This window comes from Sphingobium chlorophenolicum (genome assembly GCF_000722875.1).
Lineage (GTDB): Bacteria > Pseudomonadota > Alphaproteobacteria > Sphingomonadales > Sphingomonadaceae > Sphingobium > Sphingobium chlorophenolicum.
On the sequence record NZ_JFHR01000019.1, the window covers coordinates 17,825 to 35,347 of the forward strand.

Genomic DNA, 17,523 nt, shown 5'->3' on the forward strand with positions numbered 1-17,523 from the left:
CTGCGGCGGATCAGCTACCGGCGCCGGGTTCGGGCGAGAAGAATTGTTCGAACTTGTTTTCGACGCCCTTCATGTCGTCGGCATCGGCGGGCGCATCACCCTTGACGGTGATGTTCGGCCATTCGGCGGAGAATTTCGTGTTGAGCTCCAGCCATTTTTCAAGGCCGTTCTCCGTATCGGGCAGGATCGCCTCCGCCGGGCATTCCGGTTCGCACACGCCGCAGTCGATGCACTCGTTCGGGTTGATGACCAGCATATTTTCGCCCTCGTAGAAACAGTCCACGGGGCAAACCTCGACGCAATCCATATATTTGCAGCGGATGCAGTTATCGGTCACGACGTAGGTCATGGGTCAGCACTCTTGGGATAAGGACAATCGGCGCCCTGCTATGCGCGGTCGCAGCGAAGGTCAATGAGGATAATGTTGGGGCGCAGGTAGCGGGCTTTTTCCGTCAGGCGCCGACCGTCAGTTCCTCATAGCAGGATTGGGCTTCGGGGGCGGGGCCACGGCGGCCGGGAAGCTGGAGGATGCGGACGACGCGCACGCCGCTGGGGTGAGGGAAGGTGATGAGGTCGCCCGCCCGCACAGGAGAATGGGAGCGTTCGATGCGGCGGCCGTTCAGGCGGATATGGCCGTCCTCCGCCATTTTCTGGGCGACCGAGCGGCTCTTCGCGAGGCGCGCGAACCAGAGGAACTTGTCGATGCGCAGGCTTGGCCCATGGGCCGACGCCGTGCCCGCGTCAGCCATTGCGGCCCAGCAGTTCGGCGAGACCCGCGAAGGCGTGGTTGCCGGTGGGCGCCGGGCCTGACGAGGCGGCGGGGCGGGGCGGTCGGTCGCCGCGCGGCTTGCCCTGGGGCTTGCCGGCCGCCGGAGCGCCGCGCTTGTCGCCGCGCTGCTGCTGATGGGGCCGGGGCTTCTGGCGGCCGCGGAAGACCCAGTTGGGGCCGCCTTCTTCGGGCGCTTCCACGGGACGAAAACCGGCCAGGCGCATCAGTTGGAGGAAGGCTTCTTCCGACAGGCCGAGGGAGACGATCTGCGGGCTTTGCGCGGTGAAGGCTTCATTCTTGGCTATGGCTTCATGGGCGGTGCGGGCCATGCGTTCGGCCATGTCGATGCGCAGCATCTGGTCGCCGAAGCCGCGGAAACCGGCGATGCGGGCGCCCATCTGATCGAACTTCTCGCCCGCCGGGATCAGGGTGAGGCCGGGGCCAGGCAGCGGTAGGCACGGCTTGGCCATGCGGGCGGCGAGCAGGGCGGCGCGCCAGCGGGCGGAGCCGGGCTTGAGCAGGCCGGGATGGTAGATGTCGAGGACGCCGATATCGATGCCTGCGCGGCGCAGCAGGTGGCGCTGGTCCTTGTCGAGATGGCCGAGTGCCGAATCGAGATCGGTGCGCGCGATCACGCCCCCCGCATCGGCCAGTTGCGCGAAGACGGCGCGGACGACGGCGGGAACTTCGGGGTCGGCGCTGCTCGCGACCATCTTGGCGAGGGGAAGGAGATGCTTTTCCTTTTGCGCGTCGAACCATGTGGCGATGCGGGTCGCGATCTGCTTCTGCACGTCCTGGCCCAGGGCAAGGAGCGCGCGGTCCAGCCGGATTTCAGGGGCCAGCAGCGCGGAGCCGCCATGCAGGCTCGCCACCGCATTGCCCTGCCAGCTTATGCCGGGGGCCTGACCCGCTTCGTCCGTGAGCGCGAAATCAGTATCGGGCGCGCTCAGTAATTCGTCAGCCTTCACTCGCAATATCCTTCCAAGGCGGCGTTCAGCGGCCGCCAGCAGCATCTTCCTGTCCTGATGCCGGGTAGCGGGATCGACCGAGAAACGAAATCCGTCAAGTCGCCCGATCGTCTCGCCATCGACGCAGACTGTCCCATCCGGCTCTATATCGACCGGCAGGTTGGCCGCGCTCTGGCCGATATCCCTTAGCAGAACCGTGGTGCGCCGGTCCACGAAACGCTGCGTCAAGGCGGCGTGGAGGGCATCGGACAGCTTTTCCTCGAGGGCGCGGGTGCGCTCCGCCATTTCCGCCGGATGGGCGAGCCAGTCGGCGCGATGGGCGATGTAGGACCATGTGCGCGCCGCCGCGATCCGGCCCGAAAGCGTGTCGATGTCGCCCTGCACCGAATCGAGTCGGGCGATCTGCTGCGCGAACCAGTCGCGGGGGATGTGGCCCGTCCCTTCGGACAGGAAGCGCCAGATGCGGTTGACGGCGCGGGCATGATGTTCCGCGCCCAGCTTCTGGAAATCGGGCAGGCCGCAGGCGGCCCAGAGGCGTTCAACCTGTTTCTTCCCCCTGGCGCGTTCGATGACGATGGGGTCGTCGGCCAGGCGTTTGAGCACCGACAGGTCCACCGCTTCGGGGGCGGCGCGCAATTCCGGGCGTTCGGGCTTCTGTTCAAGATCGAAGAGCAGATGGTCCAGCCGGTCGGTGCGCGGCGTGCCGTTGCGCCAGAAAAGCTGTTCCACCGGGGGGAAGCGATGGGCCTCTATGGCTTCTATCTCTTCGGGGGTGAAGGCGGCGTCGCCATCTTCATGGCCCAGGCTGCCGAAGGTGCCGTCCTTGTGGTGGCGACCGGCGCGGCCCGCGATCTGGGCCATTTCGCTGACGGTCAGGCGGCGGGTGCGGCGGCCGTCGAACTTGCGGAGGGAGGCGAAGGCGACATGGGCGACGTCCAGGTTCAGCCCCATGCCGATGGCGTCTGTGGCGACCAGATAATCGACCTCTCCGTTCAGGAACATCTGCACCTGCGCGTTGCGGGTGCGGGGGGACAGCGCGCCCATCACCACCGCCGCGCCGCCCCGGAAGCGGCGGAGCATTTCGGCCACCGCGTAAACCTCTTCGGCGGAGAAGGCGACGATGGCGGATCGCTTGGGCAGGCGGGAGAGCTTCTTCGCGCCCGCATAGCTGAGGGTGGAGAAGCGGGGGCGGCCGATGATCTCCGCATCGGGGACCAGCGCCTTGACCAAGCGGCCGATGCTGGCGGAGCCGAGGATCATCGTTTCCTCCCGCCCCCGCGCCCTGAGGAGCCGGTCGGTGAAGATATGGCCGCGCTCCGGGTCTGCACCGAGTTGGGCTTCGTCCAGCGCGACGAAGGCATAATCCTTCAGGCCCTCCTGCGCAGGTTCGCGGCCCCCGCCTATCGGCATCGATTCCGCCGTGCAGAGGAAATAGCGGGCGCCGGGGGGCACGATCTTTTCCTCGCCGGTGATGAGGGCGACCTGCTGCGGTCCCTTCATGCCGACCACCCGGTCATAGACTTCCCGCGCCAGCAGGCGCAGCGGGAAGCCCATCATGCCGGAGCTGTGGCCGCACATGCGTTCGACCGCGAGGTGAGTCTTGCCGGTGTTGGTGGGGCCCAGAACGGCGGTGACGGGCGAGCGGGCGAATAGGGCCATGACCCCCATTATGTCGGGCATGGCGGAAGGAAGGGCAAGGGGAAAGGCAAAGGGAAAGGCAGGTAAATCGGCATGTCGGCCCGCTGCGGGGCATCGGTCGGTCCTGCGGCACGTCCGGCCGCAGGAAAAGGGTTAAAAAAGCCGTCTTTATTTGACTTTAACCTTATGCCTTTACAGGATCGGGGAAGAACGCGCGGCGGGGGTCGTGGCGTAAATCGCCCTGGGGGCCAGTTTTACCGTGTTTCATGGCAGTCAGATCAACGCCCAGCAGGGGGGCGCCGCCGCGTCCCTATGGCTGACTGACTCCATCCGCGATGCCGGGTCGGTCGAAGATCGGCGCGGCTGGCGTGAGAAGGTGCGCGACTGGGCCGAGGATGTCGAGCTTGTCCCCGACCTCGGCCAGCGGGTGGGCAGTTTCATCTGGTTCCGGGGGCTTGCCACCTGTTTCGGCCTGTGCGCGGCGGCGCTGTACTTGTCGCCCGGCTTCCATGCTTTGCCGGGCGAGCCGCAGCCGCTGATGGTATCCCGGCAATTCGACGAAGTGCGCAGCCAGATGATCACGCCGCTCGCCATGGGGGCGGACAGCGGGCGGCGCATGGGGCCGACCGACGCCGTGCAGCCGCTGCGCGAGACGCCGGAGCGGCCGCAGATCGAGTTGCGGGCGCAGATCGGCGGGAGCGATTCGCTGGGCCGGGCGCTGGCGCGGGCCGGGGTAGGCGGCGGCGACGTGGCGACGGTGATGAGCCTTGTGTCCGGCGATGTCGGCGCGGGCATGAAGCCGGGAACGCCGCTGGACATCGTGCTGGGCCGCCGGGCGAGCCGGGATATGCCGCGTCCGCTGGACAGGCTGGCCTTCAGGGCGCGGCTGGACCTGGGGATAGAGGTTTCGCGGGTCGGCGGGGCGTTGCAGGTGCAGCGGACGGCTATCCATGTCGACAATACGCCGCTGCGCATCCAGGGCGTGGTGGGCGAGAGCCTCTATCATTCGGCGCGGGCCGCCGGGGCGCCGCCCAAGGCGATACAGGCATTTCTGCGCGTCGTCGCGCAACAGGTCGACCTGGGGTCGATCTCTGCGGGTGACCGCTATGACATCGTCACCGAATATCGCCGCGCTGATACGGGCGACGTAGAGGTGGGCGACCTGCTGTTCGCCGGGCTGCACCGGGCCAGCGGGCGCGGCATCGACATGCTGAAATGGAACAGCGACGGACGGACCCAGTGGTTCGAGGCGTCGGGCGTCGGCCAGCGGCGGGGCGTGCTGTCCGCGCCGGTGGCCGGGCGCATGTCATCCAGCTTCGGCATGCGGCGGCACCCGATATTGGGCTATACGCGGATGCATGCGGGGATCGACTTCGCGGCCGCCTATGGATCGCCCATCTATGCGGCGACGGACGGCGTTGTGTCCTATGCCGGGCGGCATGGCGGGCATGGCAATTATGTGCGGGTGGAACATGGCGGGGGCCTCGCCACCGGCTATGCGCATATGAGCCGGATCGCGGCGGCGCCGGGGCAGCGGGTGCGGCAGGGGCAGGTGATCGGCTATGTCGGGTCGTCGGGCCTGTCGACCGGGCCGCATCTTCATTATGAACTGTATCGCAACGGGCAGACGATCAATCCGCTGTCGGTTCGCTTTACGACCACGGCGCAACTGGCCGGGCGGGAACTGGCGGCTTTCCGGGCGCGGCTGGCGGCGTTGAAGAGCCTGCGGGTGGGATTGCCCGTGCAGGTGGTCCAAAAGCAGGGACCGGCGGCGACCGGGAAATAGCTTTCCGGTGCGGGTTCGCTCGGCTAACGGGCGAATATGAGCGCTCCGGTTTCCGACATCACTGCGATCCTGCTGGCCGGGTGGCGGCCCGTTCCCGATCCCCTGGCCGTGGCCGCGGGCGTGGCGGCGAAGCCGCTGGCGCCGGTCGCGGGCGAGGCGATGATCAACTATCCGGCGCGGACCTTGCTGGCGCATCCGGCGATCGGGCGGGTGATCGTTCTGACGCAGGCGCCGGAATTGTTCGCGGACGATCCGGCCACGGCTTGGCTGGCGGAGCATCCCAAGGTGCGGTTCGAAAAGAGCGGAGGCGGGATTGCGTCGTCGCTGACGGCTTTGCTGGATCGTGCGGATTTGTCCTTTCCGCTGCTGATGACCACGGCGGATCATGTGCTGCTGAACGCGGCGATGCTCGACCAGATGGCGCGGGAAGCGTCCGGGGCCGACATTGCCGTCGCCATGGTGGAGCGGGCGACATTGCTGGCGCGCTATCCGGGGTCGCGGCGGACGTGGCTGAAATTTCGCGACGGCTGGTGGTCGGGGGCGAATATCTTCTGGTTCGGCAGCGGGAAAGCGCGGCCGGTGATCGCGCTGTGGCAGGAGGTCGAGCAGGACCGGAAGAAGGGGTGGAAGATTTTGTCCGCCTTCGGTCCCTTGACGTTGCTGGGGGCGGTGCTGCGGATAGCCACGCTGCGCGGGGGAATCGCGCGGGTGGGGCGGCGGTTCGGCCTGACGGCGCGGCTGGTGGCGATGGAGAAGGCGGAGGCCTGCATCGATGCGGACAAGCCGGACGATGTGGTGCTGATCGAGGCGATTTTGGCTGACGCAGCCGAATAGAGCTTTCGTGTTCCTGCGCAGGCAGGAGCACGTTGTTCAATACTCTCGATTAGTAGCCGCCCAGATCCTCCAGCGCGGTGAAGCGCTGCGACCAGAGCGCGCCATAGACCGCCATCCACTGGACGACCGGGGCCAGCCCCTTGGCGCGGGCGGTGTAATAGGTTTCGCGGCCGGACCTGCGGGCCGTCACGAGGCTGGCGCGTTTCAGCTTGCCGAGGTGGCGGGACACCATGGGTTGCGATACGCCGGAAATGGCCGTCAGCGCGTGGACGCTTTGTTCCCCCTCGCGCACCAGATATTCCAGCAATGCCCGCCGGGTGGCGTCGGACAGGGCCTTGAAAAGTTCGTCGCAGGAGGCCGATCGATCCCCCCTTGGAATATGGTCTGTCATCGCCATCCCATAATCGAACGGTTATGAAATGGTCAAGCGGAGGGCCTTCTGGACGCCTGCAAACGGCGTTAACCAAAAAAACTTTTCGGCCCTTTCCGGCTGAGTCTTTTGCGTCACACTAGCCGATCTTGAGTCTTTCGAGTCGCGTTCGACTCAATATCTAGTGGCTACCCGGTTCGTTCTCCGCAACGTTAACCTTTGTATGAGGCATGAACCCTAAGTCGCTGATCTTGACGGCCGACTCCCAAGGACTCATCGCTGAGCCTCAGAAGGAAACGGGGGTCATTTAATGGGTGTCATGGAACGCGTCGCGCCGCGGCGGAAAAAGGCGGTTGCGCCCGCAGGGGTCGAGGCGGCGAAGATCGCGACCGATTGCCTGCTGCGCGGCGACTGCATCGCGGAAATGGCGAAGCTGCCCGACGCCTGCATCGACATGATCTTTGCCGATCCCCCCTATAATCTCCAGCTTGGCGGCGACCTGTTTCGGCCCGAAGGCGGCCGCGTCGACGCGGTCGACAATGATTGGGACAAGTTCGATACGCTGGGCAGCTATGACCGCTTCACCAAGGCGTGGCTGCGCGAGGCGCGGCGCATATTGAAGCCCAACGGCTCGATCTGGGTGATCGGCAGCTATCACAATATCTTCCGCGTCGGCACGGCGTTGCAGGATGAGGGCTTCTGGATCCTGAACGATATCATCTGGCGCAAGTCCAACCCCATGCCCAATTTCAAGGGCACGCGCTTCACCAACGCGCATGAGACGCTGATCTGGGCGAGCCAGGGCGAGGACGCGAAATATACGTTCAACTACAAGGCGATGAAGACGCTGAACGACGAATTGCAGATGCGCTCCGACTGGGTGCTGCCGATCTGCGGCGGGCAGGAGCGGTTGAAGCGCAACGGCACCAAGGCGCATCCGACGCAGAAACCGGAAGCCTTGCTCTATCGCGTGATGCTGGCCTGCACCAAGCCGGGCGACGTGGTGCTCGATCCCTTCTTCGGGACCGGGACGACGGGCGCGGTGGCCAAGCGGCTGGGGCGCAAGTGGATCGGCATCGAGCGCGAGGACGATTATATCGAGGTCGCGCTGGAGCGGATCGAGGCGGCCTTGCCGCTGGACGAAAGCGCGCTCACCATCATGCAGACGGCGCGGCAACAGCCCAAGGTGGCGTTCGGCACATTGGTCGAGACCGGCTATTTGCAGCCGGGGGCGGTGTTGACCGACGCCAAGCGGCGCTGGCAGGCGGTGGTGCGGGCGGACGGATCGCTCAGCGTCGGGAAGGATACGGGGTCGATCCACAAGATGGGGGCGACGCTCCAGGGCGCGCCGAGCTGCAATGGCTGGACCTTTTGGCATTGCGAGATGGATGGGGCGTTGAAGCCGATCGATGCGCTGCGGCAGACTTATTTGCTGGCGAACGAGCCTTAGGCAGAGGACACATTCAAGACTCGCCTGCTGAGAGGTTGGGGAGATCGTGCACTTCTTAATTCGTCCATCAGGTGATGGGGAGGGACGAACAGAGGCATGTGACTCTCTTCCACGGCGGAAGGAGGGCGCGGCCCTTCATCCGATCCATCATTCCGTTTCCGCATCGACGGCAACTTTCCGTCGGTTCCGCTGGTTGATCCTGCAACGGCAACTGACAGGAGACGTCCCATGGGTGAATTGACCGATAAGGCCAAGGCGGCAGGCAACAAGGCGGCGGGGGGCGTCAAGGAAGCCGTCGGCAAGAACCGGCGCGATCCCGATCTGGCGGCGGAAGGCCAGGCGCAGAAGGCCAAGGGTACGGTTCAGGACATCAAAGGCTCCGTGAAGGGAGCGCTCGGCGACAAGATCTGATCGGCGCGCTACGCCATGAAAAAAGGCCTCGCCGTTCGGCGGGGCCTTTGCTGTGTCAGTGGACTGATACGCCTCTTGCCGGACGTGTCCTTTCATGCTCCTGTCGGGGGCAGCAAGGGAGATTTCCATGTTTGATCGGCGGACCATATTGGCGGGCGCTACGGCATCGCTGGCCTTTTCCACGCGACTCGCCGGGCAGACATTGCCGCCGCAGGGCTTTGCCACGCCTGCCGGGACATCGCCTTTCGCCCCCGACATATTCCGCGAGCGCCGCCGCCGCGTCATGGAGGTGCTGAAGGACGGCGTCGCGGTTGTTTATGGCGCGGGGCCGGTGGAAAGCGCCGCCGCCGTCGCGCCGCCCTTCGTGCAGGATGGCGATTTCGCCTGGCTGACCGGCATTGTCGACGAACCCGGCGCGATCCTGGTGATAGCGCCTGCGGAGCGGACCGTCAGGGAATGGCTGCTCCTGCCCTCCCGCGATCAGGAGGCGGAACGATGGGAAGTGGAGCGGCTGCCGCTGGGCACGGAATTGGAGCGGCGCACCGGCTTTGCCCGCGTGGCGCGGAGCGGCGGGCTTGGCAGTCTGGTCACGACCTTGGCCGAACGTTCCAAGACGCTGCATTTCCTGGGGCCTATCGTCAGCGCCTCCGCGCCGGTGCCCCAGGTGCTGGAGCTTTATGGGAAGGTGATGCAGCGGGTGCCGGGCGTATCGATCAAGGATGAGAGCGGCCTGCTGCCGTCGCTTCGCATCGTCAAGGAACCCCGCGAACTGGAACTGATCCGCAAGGCGACGGCGGCGACGGCGCGGGGCCATATCGCCGCGATGAAGCAGGCGCGGCCGGGCATGACCGAACGGCAGTTGAAGGCGATCTTGGAGGATGGCTTCCGCGCCGGGGGCGGGGAGGGGCTGGCCTATGACAGCATCGTCGCCACCGGGCGCAACGCGGCTTCGCTCCATTATACCGGGGGTGGCGGAGTGATCGGGAGTAACGATCTGATCCTGATCGATGCGGCGGCTTCGGTTGGCGGCTATGCCAGCGATGTGACGCGGACCTTTCCGGCGAGCGGCAGGTTCACGCCGGAGCAGCGCGCGTCCTACGAACTGGTGCTGGCGGCGCAGGCGGCGGCCGTCGCGAGGCTGAAGGCCGGGGTCTATTATGAGGATCTGGTGGAGGCCGCGAAGGACGTGTTTCGCAAGGCGGGGCGGGTCGATGATTTTACCCATGGGCTGGGCCATCTGGTCGGGCTGGACGTCCATGACGTGGGCGATATGTCGAAGCCTTTGCCGGCGGGGGCCGTGATCACGGTGGAGCCGGGGCTTTATGTCCAGTCCGCCAATTATGGCATCCGGATCGAGGATTTATACCTGATCACCCAGAATGGATCGCAGCGTTTGAGCGAGGGCATTCCGCGGACGGTGGAGGAGGTTGAGGCGGCGATGGGGCGTTGAGTTCGCGTCTGGTTCGGAGGGTTGAACTGGGTTCCTGCCTTCGCAGGAACGCGGCTTGCCGGAACGAAGCGGGTTAAGCCTTTTCAGGCGTCGCCAGATAGTCCCGCACGTCGCGCCGCAATTCCCCGGCGCAGAGATAGAGGGCGATGACATTGGGGATCGCCATCAGGAAGAAGCTGCTGTCGACGATGCCGACCACCCGGCCCAGGTCGATGGCAGCGGCGGGCGGCAGGGCGACGATATAGAGGATCTTGTAGCTCCACTGCGCCTTGGGTCCGTTGCCGAACAGATAGCCCCAGGCTTGCAGGCCGTAAAACCCCCAAGCCACCAGCGTCGAATAGGCGAACAGGACCACGACCACCGCGAGCAGCCAGGGGAAGGAAGGGGACACCTGCGCGAAGGCGGCGGAGGTGATGGCGATGCCCTCCAGCCCGTCCTTCCATGTGCCCGCGACCACCAGCGCCAGCCCGCCCAGGGCGCAGACGATCATCGTGCCGAGCAGCGGCTCCAGCAGGGCCACCAGTCCCTCGGACACGGGATGGCGCGCCCGCGCCAGGCTGTGCGCCATGACGGCCGATCCGACGCCCGCTTCGCTGGCGAATACGGCGCGGCGCATACCGGCGACGAAGGCGCCCACCGCGCCGCCGGTCGCGGCGTGCCCGCTCCAGGCCCCGTGCCATATTTCCGCCAGCGCGCCGGGAATGGCGGCGGCGTGCAGGATCAGCACCGTCGCCACGCCGATCAGATAGACGGCGACCTTGAGCGGGGTCAGTCGCTTCGCCACCTCGCCCAGCCAGGCCGCGCCGCCCAGCGTCACCAGCGCCACCGCTCCCGCCAGGATGATGCCGTAGGCCCAGCCGTTGCCGAAACCCGTCACCACCTTAACCTGCGCGAAGCTCTGGTTGACCTGCACCATCGGGATCGCGCCGAACAGGGCGAAGAAGGCGTAAAGCCCGCCCAATGTCAGGCCGATCCGGGGCCAACCCCGCGCCGCGCCCACGGCCTTCAGCACATACATCGGGCCGCCATGCACATGGCCCCGGCCGTCGAAGGTGCGATATTTGAGGCCGAGCGTCACCTCCGCCATCTTCACCGTCATGGCGAACCAGCCGATGACGAACATCCACAGGATCGCGCCGGGACCGCCCATGGTCAGCGCCACCGCGACGCCCGCGATATTGCCGAGGCCGATGGTGCCGGACAGTGCCGTCGACAGCGCGCCCCACTGGCTGACGTCGCCCTTCGCCTCGCCCTCCTGCGGTTGCGTCCGGAGGATACGGAGCGCTCGGCCCACCGCCCGAACATTGGGAAAGCCCAGCCAGACCGTGAAGAACAGCATCGGCAGCGCCAGATAGAGCACGATCAGTTCGATCTGCGTCCCCAGCACCGGCACCTTCATGAAGACCGCGCCGGAAAGGGCGTCGACCGCTGCATTGAATCCGTCCATTTGCAAGGGGATGGCCGGTCCTTGCTGGAAAGTCGAACAAAGATTGCTATGGGAGGGAAACAGGTTTCACCGCATCGGCGGGCGAGGATGATGAGCAGGAAATATTTCGGCACCGACGGCATTCGCGGACGCACCAACCAATGGCCGATGACCGCCGAGCTGGCGATGAAGGTCGGCATGGCGGCGGGTAAGCATTTCCAGCGCGGCACGCATCGCCATCGCGTCGTCATCGGCAAGGATACGCGGCTTTCGGGCTATATGGTGGAAAATGCGCTGGTCGCGGGCTTCACTGCGGTCGGCATGGATGTGGTGCAGTTCGGGCCAATCCCGACGCCTGCGGTGGCGCTGCTGGCCCATTCGATGCGCGCCGATCTGGGCGTCATGATTTCGGCCAGCCACAATCCCTATTTCGATAATGGCATCAAATTGTTCGGGCCGGACGGATACAAGCTGTCCGACGAGGATGAGATGAAGATCGAGGCGATGCTGGAGCAGGACATCCCGCTCGCCGCGTCGCAGGATATCGGCCGCGCCCGCCGGGTCGAGGATGCGCGGGGCCGCTATATCCATGCGGTGAAATCCAGCTTTCCCGCCGATTTGCGGCTGGATGGGCTGAAGATCGTGGTCGATTGCGCCAATGGAGCCGCCTATCAGGTCGCGCCGTCCGCCCTCTGGGAATTGGGGGCGGAGGTGGTGGCGATCGGCGTCACGCCCAACGGCATCAACATCAACGACCGCTGCGGTTCGACCTCGCCCCAGCTTTTGCAGGAAAGCGTCGTGTCGGCGGGGGCGGATATCGGCATCGCACTGGACGGCGACGCCGACCGGCTGATCGTCGTGGACGAACATGGCGCGATTGTCGACGGCGACCAGATCATGGCGCTGATCGCCGGGAATTTCGCGCGGGCGGGGACGCTGCGTGGCGGCGGGCTGGTGGCGACCGTCATGTCCAATCTGGGGCTGGAGCGGTTCCTGTCCGGGCAGGGCATGGCGCTGGAGCGGACCAAGGTCGGCGACCGCTACGTGCTGGAACGGATGCGGGAAGGCGGCTTCAACGTCGGCGGCGAGCAGTCGGGGCACATGATCCTGTCCGACTATGCGACCACCGGCGATGGTACGGTGGCGGCGTTGCAGGTGCTGGCGGCGCTGGTGCGTTCGGGCAAGCCCGCGAGCGAGGTGCTGCACCAGTTCGATCCGGTGCCGCAATTGTTGAAGAATGTCCATTTCTCCGGCGGCAAGCCGCTGGAGCATGAGGATGTGAAGCGGGTGATCGCCCAGGCGGAGGCGGAGCTGAACGGCAGCGGGCGGCTGGTGATCCGGCCTTCGGGCACGGAGCCGGTGATCCGCGTGATGGCCGAGGGGGACCGGGAGGATCAGGTTAAGGATGTGGTAGAGCGTATCTGCGACGCGGTGGCGAAGGCGGCGGTGTGATCTGTCTCCTTTTTCATCATTCCCGCGCAGGCGGGAAACGCCAGTTCGGCGCAGCCAATCCATCTCCCATAAGAAGCGACAAGCGGAACATTCAGGAGATGGGTTCCCGCCTTCGCGGGAATGACGAATGGGGGGAAGTGGCGCATGCTTGAGATGCGGCCGGATTGCGAGCGTTGCGGCGTCGATCTGCCCGCCGATGAGCCGGGGGCGTTCATCTGTTCGTTCGAATGCAGTTTTTGCGCGCCCTGTGCCGAGGTGCTGGACGACCGCTGCCCCAATTGCGGCGGGGAGTTGATGGACCGGCCGACGCGGGTGGGCGATGCGTTGACGCGGCATCCGGCGTCGACGGAGCGTAAATATAAGGCATGACCGTCGCCCGCATCCTGATCATCGCCGGGTCCGATAGTGGTGGGGGCGCGGGAATCCAGGCGGATATCCGTACCGTGACGCTGCTGGGCAGTCACGCCATGACCGCGATCACCGCGATCACCGCGCAGAATACGCTGGGGGTGCAGGGCATTCATCCCGTGCCGACCGATATGGTGCTCCGGCAGATGGAGAGCGTGATCGGCGACATCGGCGTCGATGCGGTGAAGATCGGCATGATCGGATCGGCGGAGACGGCGGCGGCGGTGGCGGAGCGGCTCGCCGCGCTGGAGGGCGTGCCGCTGGTCTTCGATCCCGTCATGGTCGCGACCAGCGGTTCCGTGCTGGCGGATGCGAATACCATTGCGGCGTTCGAGAAGCTGATGGCGCTCGCCACGCTGGTGACGCCCAATATTCCGGAGTTGGAGGCGTTGGGCGGGGAGGAGATTGCTGTTCGTTTTGCCACCCATGTGCTGGCCAAGGGCGGGCATGGCGAAGGGCCGATGCTGACCGACCGGCTGATCGGGCCGCAGGGCGTGCGCAAGGCATGGAGCAATGCGCGGATCGATACGCCGCACACCCATGGCACGGGCTGTACGCTGGCCAGCGCGGTTGCGACCGGGCTGGGGCAGGGGCTGGACCTGATCGACGCCATCGAGCGGGCGCGCAAATATGTGCTGGCGGCGCTGACCCTTGCGCCGGGCCTGGGGCAGGGCCATGGGCCGATGGGCGCGCCCTTCGGATTTCACGACCATGCCTGATTTCTTGCATGAACTGCGGCACCATCCGGGGCTGGTGGCCGGGGTGGACGAGGCGGGGCGCGGGCCGCTGGCGGGGCCTGTCGTGGCGGCGGCGGTGATCCTGCGGCGGGGGGACTGCCCCGAAGGTCTGAACGACTCCAAGCAGTTGAGCGCCGCCCGCCGCGCCGTGCTGGAGGGAGAGATCAAGGCGCGGGCGCTCTGCTGGGGGCTGGGGATTGCCTCGGTCGAGGAGATTGACAGCATCAACATCCTCTGGGCGACGATGCTGGCGATGACGCGGGCGGTCGAGGCGCTGACCCATGATTGCGCCCATGTGCTGGTGGACGGCAATCGCTGCCCGCAATGGCGCTGGGCGTCGACGGCGGTGGTGGAGGGCGATGCGAAATGCCTGTCCATCGCGGCGGCCTCCATATTGGCGAAGGAGGCGCGCGACCGGATGATGGTGGAGGCGGCCGCGGCGCATCCCCATTATGGCTGGGAAAGCAACAAGGGCTATGGCAGCCCGAAGCATCTGGCGGCGCTGCGGGAACATGGCCCGACGCCGCTGCATCGCAGGAGCTTTGCGCCGGTCGCGCAATTGAGCTTGCTGTAGATCGCATCGATCCGGGCTGGCGTTGACGCGTCTTATGGTTAAAAAAGCGTTTATGCGCGCTTTTCTGACCTGGATGCTCTTGCTGTTCTGCGCGGTCGCCGTTCCGGCCGGGGCGCAGGAGCGGGCGGCGGCGGGCGGCTATCGCTGGCTGGAGGAAGGTCCCTTCGCCGGGCCGCTCTATCTGGTGATCAGCATCGACCGGCAGATGGCGCATGTCTATGACGGCGACCGGCTGGTGGGAATCGCCAGCGTGTCCACGGGGATGAAGGGGCATCGCACGCCGACCGGCGAATTTCCGGTGCTGCAAAAGCGGCAATGGCATCGGTCGAACCTCTATTCCAACGCGCCCATGCCCTTCATGCAGCGGCTGACCTGGGATGGGATCGCGCTGCATGCCGGGCATAATCCGGGCTATCCGGCGAGCCATGGGTGCATCCGCCTGCCCTATGATTTTGCGCGCAGGCTGTTCGGGATGACGCAGATCGGGACTTTGGTGAGCGTGACGTCGGATCGGTTAAGTCCGGTGCTGATGGTGGATGCGCTGGTGGTGGGCGATCCGGGCAGCGCCGTCGTGACGTTCGCGCCGCAGGCCGCGCCGGTGGTGTTGGCGCAGAGGGATGAGGTGGTGCCGTCCATGCCGATGCTGGAGGTCGATCCGGGGATTTTTCGGCTGCGGTTGATGCGGCGATAGGGTGTGGCAATATTTGGATGATGAGGAGCGGGATCAGCCGCAGGCTGGTGGAGGGGAAAATACGCAGGTCACGTCATTTCCCCTCCACCACCGCCTTCGGCGGCGTCGAAGAGAGGCACATGCCTCTCTTGACCCTCCCCACGCTGTGCGTAGGGAGGATTTTGGTGGCAGCTAATGGCCGGACCTAATTTTTTCGCGCAAAAGAAAAGGGCCGGAAAATCCGGCCCTTTCCAAATTTCGTATCGATCGAACCGATCAGCGCTTCGAGAACTGGAAGCTGCGGCGGGCCTTGGCCTTGCCGTACTTCTTGCGCTCGACGGTGCGGCTGTCGCGGGTCAGGAAGCCTTCGGCCTTGACCGCGCCGCGCAGCGCGGGTTCGTACTTCGACAAGGCCTGGGCGATGCCGTGCTTGACCGCGCCGGCCTGGCCCGACAGGCCGCCGCCCTTGACGGTGGCGATCACGTCATACTGGCCTTCGCGGTCGGTGACGCCGAAGGGCTGGTTGATCACCAGACGCAGGGTCGGGCGAGCGAAGTAGATTTCCTGATCGCGGCCGTTGACCGTGATCTTGCCGGTGCCGGGCTTCACCCAGACGCGGGCGACGGCGTCCTTGCGGCGGCCGGTCGCATAGGCGCGGCCGAGGCTGTCGATTTCCTGGGCGCGCAGCGGAGCCGAGGGCTGGACCGGAGCGATCGGCGCGTCGGCGGCGACGGTTTCGGCAGCGGCGGGAGCCGGGGCGTTGGCGGTCAGCGACGCGAGGTCGGACAGGGACTGGCGGTTATCGGACATTATGCACCCACCTTGTTCTTGCGGTTGCGCGACGCGAAGTCGAGCACTTCGGGGTTCTGCGCTTCGTGGGGATGCTCGGCGCCGCCGAAGATGCGCAGGTTGCGCATCTGCTGGCGGCCCAGCGGGCCACGGGGAATCATGCGCTCGACGGCCTTTTCCAGGACGCGCTCAGGGAAACGGCCTTCCAGGATCTTGGCAGGCGTGGTTTCCTTGATGCCGCCGGCATAGCCGGTGTGCTTGTAATAGACCTTGTCGGTCAGCTTGCGGCCGGTGAACTTCACCTTCTGCGCGTTGATGATGATGACATTGTCACCGCAATCGACGTGGGGGGTGAAGCTGGGCTTGTGCTTGCCGCGAAGGATGTTCGCGACGGTCGAGGCGAGGCGGCCGACGACGAGGCCTTCCGCGTCGATCAGGATCCACTTCTTTTCGACCGTTGCCGGGGTCGCCGGCTTGGTGGTCTTCATCAGCGCCTTCATGGTGCTTATGCTCCAAGAATGAATTGGTGAACTGATCGCTGTTTCCAGCTTTCAGAGGATGCGCGCTAATGACGGGTAGGGGGCAGGAAGTCAAGAGATTCGGCGGCTTTGCTGACGGGTAAAATAATACCCGTACCTTGCAGGCCTGATCAACCCCTGCGTTCGCCCAGCGCATGCGCGCCCCAGGCGGCGGACGCCACGACCAGCGCGCCGACCGCCTGGTGCAGCACCGCCAGCGGCAGCGCGATGCCGCTGATGACCGTCGCGATGCCGAGCGCGACCTGCGTTCCGACCGCCGCGTTGATCGCGATGGAGGGGCCGCGCTGCCCCGCCTGCTTCGCCATGCGCGCCAGCATGACCAGCAGGATCGCGGCGACCCAGGCCCACCAGCGATGGATGAAATGCACCAGATAGGGATCGCTGGACACTGTGGCCCAGAGCGAGCCGAGCCATTCGATCCCCTGCGGCACCAGACGGTCGTTCATCAGCGGCCATGTGTTGGAGACATAGCCCGCGTCCAGCCCGGCGGTGAAGGCGCCGAACATCAACTGCACCGTCAGTGCCAGCAGCGCGATCACGGCGAAGGGGTGCAGCATGGCCGGCTTGGCAAAGGGCGTCTTCGCCCGCGTCAGCAGGTCGAGCGCGGTCCAGACCAGCCCGCCGATGATGAACAGCGCCGTCAGCAGATGCACGGCGAGGCGGTAATGGCTGACGTCGGTGCGCACCGACAGGCCCGATTTCACCATCCACCAGCCGATGGCCCCCTGCAGTCCGCCCAGCGCCAGCAGCGCGACGAGGCGCGGTCCATAGCCCCGGGGGATCGCCCGTTTCCACGCGAACCAGAGCAGCGGCAAGGCGAAGGCCACGCCGATCAGCCGCCCCAGCAGCCGGTGCACCCATTCCCAGAAGAAGATGAACTGGAATTCGTCCAGCGTCATGCCCTGCCGCAACTGCTGATATTCGGGGATTTTCTGATAGTCGCGGAACGCATCCATCCATTGATCGTGGGTCAGCGGCGGGATGGCGCCGGCGATCGGCTTCCATTGGGTGATGGACAGGCCGGATTCGGTCAGGCGGGTGATGCCGCCGACCACCACCATGCAGAAGACGAGGAAGGCGACCGTCAGCAGCCAGCGCGCGATCGGCGCGGGGCGGGGGACGGCGTTGGCGGGGCGGCTAAGGGTCAGCGCGGTCATGGGCCCGATCCATGCGCGCTTGTCGGGCCGGTTGCAAGGGCAAGCGGGCGGGACAAAAGGTCATAGGTGGGAGTGGCGAGGCATGGCCTGCGCAT

18 protein-coding genes are annotated in these 17,523 nt (G+C 65.9%); 10 read left to right on the top strand and 8 right to left on the bottom strand.

Annotated features, from left to right (window positions below):
- Window positions 1–10 precede the first annotated feature (10 nt).
- From fdxA to BV95_RS10030, 3 genes are all read right to left on the bottom strand, one after another.
- Entirely contained in the window at window positions 11–349 is a 339-nt protein-coding gene (gene fdxA / locus BV95_RS10020; RefSeq protein WP_007683583.1) for a ferredoxin FdxA, read from the bottom strand.
- Between the two features lie 103 nt (window positions 350–452).
- Window positions 453–749, bottom strand: coding sequence for an RNA-binding S4 domain-containing protein (locus tag BV95_RS10025; RefSeq protein WP_007683584.1), 297 nt, complete (start codon window positions 747–749; stop codon window positions 453–455).
- Window positions 742–3,396 (bottom strand): helicase-related protein, encoded by a 2,655-nt coding sequence (locus BV95_RS10030; RefSeq protein WP_409372092.1) that lies wholly within the window; start codon window positions 3,394–3,396, stop codon window positions 742–744. The genes BV95_RS10025 and BV95_RS10030 overlap by 8 nt, the downstream gene beginning before the upstream one ends.
- 238 nt (window positions 3,397–3,634) lie before the next feature.
- On the opposite strand from BV95_RS10030, the gene BV95_RS10035 reads away from it, so the two are divergent.
- Both BV95_RS10035 and BV95_RS10040 read left to right on the top strand, forming a co-directional pair.
- On the top strand, window positions 3,635–5,161 hold the full coding sequence (locus tag BV95_RS10035) for a M23 family metallopeptidase (protein ID WP_037450891.1): 1,527 nt from the start codon (window positions 3,635–3,637) through the stop codon (window positions 5,159–5,161).
- Between the two features lie 36 nt (window positions 5,162–5,197).
- Window positions 5,198–5,995: a nucleotidyltransferase family protein gene (locus tag BV95_RS10040; protein ID WP_037450893.1), complete on the top strand. Its 798-nt coding sequence runs from the start codon at window positions 5,198–5,200 to the stop codon at window positions 5,993–5,995.
- Between the two features lie 49 nt (window positions 5,996–6,044).
- Here the strand turns inward: BV95_RS10040 and BV95_RS10045 are convergent, their stop codons facing one another.
- Entirely contained in the window at window positions 6,045–6,386 is a 342-nt protein-coding gene (locus tag BV95_RS10045) for an ArsR/SmtB family transcription factor (protein ID WP_037451076.1), read from the bottom strand.
- A 289-nt stretch (window positions 6,387–6,675) separates the two neighbouring features.
- Here BV95_RS10045 and BV95_RS10050 point away from each other — a divergent pair, with 289 nt between their 5' ends.
- From BV95_RS10050 to BV95_RS10060, 3 genes are all read left to right on the top strand, one after another.
- On the top strand, window positions 6,676–7,815 hold the full coding sequence (locus BV95_RS10050; protein ID WP_037450896.1) for a site-specific DNA-methyltransferase: 1,140 nt from the start codon (window positions 6,676–6,678) through the stop codon (window positions 7,813–7,815).
- Window positions 7,816–8,043: 228 nt separating this feature from the next.
- A complete protein-coding gene (locus BV95_RS10055; RefSeq protein WP_037450899.1) occupies window positions 8,044–8,226 on the top strand; it encodes a general stress protein CsbD in 183 nt (60 codons plus the stop codon).
- Between the two features lie 127 nt (window positions 8,227–8,353).
- Complete coding sequence (locus tag BV95_RS10060; RefSeq protein WP_037450902.1) at window positions 8,354–9,676, top strand: aminopeptidase P family protein; 1,323 nt, start codon at window positions 8,354–8,356, stop codon at window positions 9,674–9,676.
- 73 nt (window positions 9,677–9,749) lie between these two features.
- Here BV95_RS10060 and BV95_RS10065 read toward each other — a convergent pair whose 3' ends face one another.
- A complete protein-coding gene (locus tag BV95_RS10065; protein WP_037450905.1) occupies window positions 9,750–11,123 on the bottom strand; it encodes an alanine/glycine:cation symporter family protein in 1,374 nt (457 codons plus the stop codon).
- A 90-nt stretch (window positions 11,124–11,213) separates the two neighbouring features.
- Here BV95_RS10065 and glmM point away from each other — a divergent pair, with 90 nt between their 5' ends.
- From glmM to BV95_RS10090, 5 genes are all read left to right on the top strand, one after another.
- Window positions 11,214–12,554 (top strand): phosphoglucosamine mutase, encoded by a 1,341-nt coding sequence (glmM, locus tag BV95_RS10070; RefSeq protein ID WP_037450908.1) that lies wholly within the window; start codon window positions 11,214–11,216, stop codon window positions 12,552–12,554.
- A 144-nt stretch (window positions 12,555–12,698) separates the two neighbouring features.
- Window positions 12,699–12,923: a DUF1272 domain-containing protein gene (locus BV95_RS10075; RefSeq protein ID WP_037450910.1), complete on the top strand. Its 225-nt coding sequence runs from the start codon at window positions 12,699–12,701 to the stop codon at window positions 12,921–12,923.
- Entirely contained in the window at window positions 12,920–13,681 is a 762-nt protein-coding gene (gene thiD / locus BV95_RS10080) for a bifunctional hydroxymethylpyrimidine kinase/phosphomethylpyrimidine kinase (protein WP_037450912.1), read from the top strand. Before BV95_RS10075 ends, thiD begins: the two co-directional genes overlap by 4 nt.
- Complete coding sequence (locus tag BV95_RS10085) at window positions 13,674–14,273, top strand: ribonuclease HII (protein WP_037450914.1); 600 nt, start codon at window positions 13,674–13,676, stop codon at window positions 14,271–14,273. Before thiD ends, BV95_RS10085 begins: the two co-directional genes overlap by 8 nt.
- 52 nt (window positions 14,274–14,325) lie before the next feature.
- Complete coding sequence (locus BV95_RS10090; protein WP_409372091.1) at window positions 14,326–14,964, top strand: L,D-transpeptidase family protein; 639 nt, start codon at window positions 14,326–14,328, stop codon at window positions 14,962–14,964.
- A gap of 255 nt (window positions 14,965–15,219) precedes the next feature.
- On the opposite strand, the gene rpsI is transcribed toward BV95_RS10090, so the two are convergent.
- From rpsI to BV95_RS10105, 3 genes are all read right to left on the bottom strand, one after another.
- Complete coding sequence (rpsI, locus tag BV95_RS10095; protein WP_037450917.1) at window positions 15,220–15,753, bottom strand: 30S ribosomal protein S9; 534 nt, start codon at window positions 15,751–15,753, stop codon at window positions 15,220–15,222.
- Complete coding sequence (gene rplM / locus BV95_RS10100; RefSeq protein WP_037450920.1) at window positions 15,753–16,232, bottom strand: 50S ribosomal protein L13; 480 nt, start codon at window positions 16,230–16,232, stop codon at window positions 15,753–15,755. Before rplM ends, rpsI begins: the two co-directional genes overlap by 1 nt.
- A gap of 149 nt (window positions 16,233–16,381) precedes the next feature.
- The gene (locus BV95_RS10105; RefSeq protein ID WP_037450922.1) at window positions 16,382–17,428 is read right to left on the bottom strand and encodes a COX15/CtaA family protein; all 1,047 of its coding nucleotides are present in this window, start codon (window positions 17,426–17,428) and stop codon (window positions 16,382–16,384) included.
- Window positions 17,429–17,523 lie beyond the last annotated feature (95 nt).